The sequence below is a fragment of the Actinomycetota bacterium genome (assembly GCA_036280995.1).
Taxonomy (GTDB): domain Bacteria; phylum Actinomycetota; class CALGFH01; order CALGFH01; family CALGFH01; genus CALGFH01.
This window is the reverse complement of sequence record DASUPQ010000133.1, coordinates 1-2,586: the sequence shown is the minus strand read 5'-3', so window position 1 is coordinate 2,586 and position 2,586 is coordinate 1. Positions and strand designations below refer to the sequence as shown.

Below are 2,586 nucleotides of genomic sequence, written 5' to 3'. Positions count from 1 at the left end.
CCTGCTGCTGGACGTCGAACGGGTGCAGGGTGACCGCGAACGCGCCCAGCTCCTGGTGGGCGCCGGTGTTCTCGGAGAGGGCGAGGACGCCGTCGCGGCGGTTGACCACCACCGCCTCCTTGGCGACCAGGTTCATGCCGTCGGCCAGGGCGTTGACCATGAGCACGTCGCAGACGGTGTAGGCGGCCACGGCCATGGCCATGTCGTCGGCCAGGCGCAGGTCGATCGGCTGGTAGCCCTGGCGGCCGTGGGCGGCGTTGACCCTGGCCACGGTGGCGCCGATCTCGGCCAGGTAGTCGGCGTACTCGGGCACGTCCTGGCGGCTCGGCTGGAGCATGGCCAGGAAGCGCACCTTGCCGGCCAGCTCGGGGTGGTCCTCCATCGGGTAGTGGCGGGCCGCCACCTCCCGGTCGCCGACCTGCATGGTCACGGCCTCCAGGTCGACCGGCAGCCCGACCAGCTCCTGGGCGCAGAGCAGGAAGTTCCGCGCCAATCCTTCGGTGTGGAAGGCGACCACGTCGTTGCCGAGCAGCCCGTTGAGCACGGCCTCGCGCCAGGGCGGGGGCAATCCCGTGCTGGAGGAACCAGAGCAGCGGGTTGGCGATCACGGTGTAGAAGTCGTCGTGGGCCTGGCCGCCGACCTCGACCAGGCGCAGCCGCGCGGTCGGCGCCGCCTCCGCGTCGCCGTCCTGGTCGAGCAGCCGCGGTTCGGCGTCGAGGACGACCTCGACGGCCTCGCCCTCGTGCTCGGCGGCCACGGCGGCGTCCTCCTCGGAGCTGGCGGCGGACACCCAGACGGCGTCGGGCAGGTCCGACACCAGCCCCGTGAGCGCCGTCACCAGCCCGCCGGCGCCACGGCTGGCCGTGCGGCGGCCCGACTCGTCGCGCTCGAACGACACCGGTCCCCGGTGCGACAGCAGCACCACCGGCAGGTCCGTCACCCTGCCCACCCGCGCTCCTCTCCGTCGATCACGCGACGCTGAGACGGATATCACGGCCCCGCCGCCACAGCCACCAGGTGAGGGCGCCGATCGGGATCGGCAGCAGGAACGTGAGCACGCGGAACACCAGCACCGCGGCCACCACCGGGGCCTCCTCGCCGCCGGCCAGGACCAGGGCGGCGGCCAGGCCGAGCTCGACCACGCCCAGCCCGCCGGGGGTCACCGGGAACGCCGACAGCAGCCGCACCAGCGCGAACGCGGCCAGCGCCTCGGCCCAGCTCACCTCCGCCTCGGACACCCCGACGTGGCGCAGGGCCAGCAGCAGCACCAGGAACAGCGACAGGTGGCTGGCCAGGGTGGTCAGGGTGAGCCAGTGCCAGCGGGCGCGCAGCAGCGTGATCGCCTGGGCGCGGAAGGCCACGGCCCCGTGCTCCCAGTCGGGCCGGCCGGGCCGCCGGACCAGCCGCCGCACGCCCGCCACCCCGGTGGCCAGGACCCGGCCCAGCCGGGCGGCCCGCCGCTCGCCGGACAGGCCGAACGCGAACCCGGCCAGGGCGAGCAGGAACAGCGCCAGCCCGACCACCGCCGCCGGGGCCAGCTCGCCGGCGGCGTCGCCGCTGACCACCAGCAGGCCCAGGGCCACGATCGGCATGCCGAGCTTGACGAAGTTGTTCCACACGCCCTGCACCAGCAGCGACAGGGCGATCGGGCGGCCGCCGAACCCGTAGGAGGTGTAGAAGCGGTAGGTCACCCCCAGCCCGACCGCCTGGCCGGCCGGCAGCAGGTTGCCGACCGCCGTCGAGGCGTGGCTCTCCAGGACGGCCTGCCGCAGGCTGAGGCCGGGGAGGGCGGCCAGCTGCGGGAGCAGGTAGGTGCCGAGGTTCCAGACCGCGGCGGCCAGCAGCGTCATCAGCTCCAGCCAGGTCATCGCCCGCAGGGTCGCCCACACCTGGTCGACGTCGACCAGCTGGGGCAGCAGCCCGAAGTAGACGAGGGCCACGACCGCGATGGCCAGCAGCGCCCTGACGACCAGGCGGCGCCGGGCCTGCGCCGGTCGTGGCGGCGACTCGGGGTCGGTCACTGGCCTCCTCGGTGGGGACGGCTCCGCCACCGATGCTGCCACGCCGGGCGGGGTGGCTCTCAACCGGGGTCGGGGACGCCCCCGCCGGGTTCCAGCTCGGTGAGCTGACGGCCCAGGTCGCGCAGCCGGGCCAGCCGGCGCTCGGCGGTCGCCCCGAGCCACAGCAGCAGTAGGCCGGTGCCGCCGACGCTGACCCACCGCGGCAGCCGGGCCGCGACCGGCAGGGCGGCGTCGGCGGCCAGCACGACCAGGGTCACGGCCCCGAGCACCAGGGGGGCCTGGAGCCGGCCGCGGGCGCCGGCCAGCACCGCCGCCAGCGCGCCCGCCCCCAGCAGCAGCGGGCGGGCCAGGCCGTGGCCGCCGACGGCCAGGGCCAGGCTCGGCAGCAGGGCGAGGGCGAGCCCGGGCCCGTAGGCCGCCCACGACCCCGGCGGCTCCGGCCCGCGGCGGGCGGCCAGCCCGGCCGCCAGCGCGACGGCCGCCGCCGGCAGCAGGTAGGCCTCGGGCACGGTCACCCCGCCCACGGCCAGCCAGGCCCAGACGGCGGCCGTGGCCACCACCGCC

General features: G+C 76.3%; 2 protein-coding genes and 1 pseudogene. All 3 read right to left on the bottom strand.

Going from position 1 to position 2,586, the window contains the following annotated elements:
* Window positions 1-950 (bottom strand): annotated as a pseudogene (locus VF468_04270) (trehalose-6-phosphate synthase).
* 19 nt (window positions 951-969) lie between these two features.
* Complete coding sequence (locus VF468_04265; GenBank protein ID HEX5877529.1) at window positions 970-2,022, bottom strand: YbhN family protein; 1,053 nt, start codon at window positions 2,020-2,022, stop codon at window positions 970-972.
* Window positions 2,023-2,081: 59 nt separating this feature from the next.
* Window positions 2,082-2,586 (bottom strand): hypothetical protein (locus VF468_04260; protein HEX5877528.1); only part of this gene is annotated, 505 nt, incomplete at its 5' end.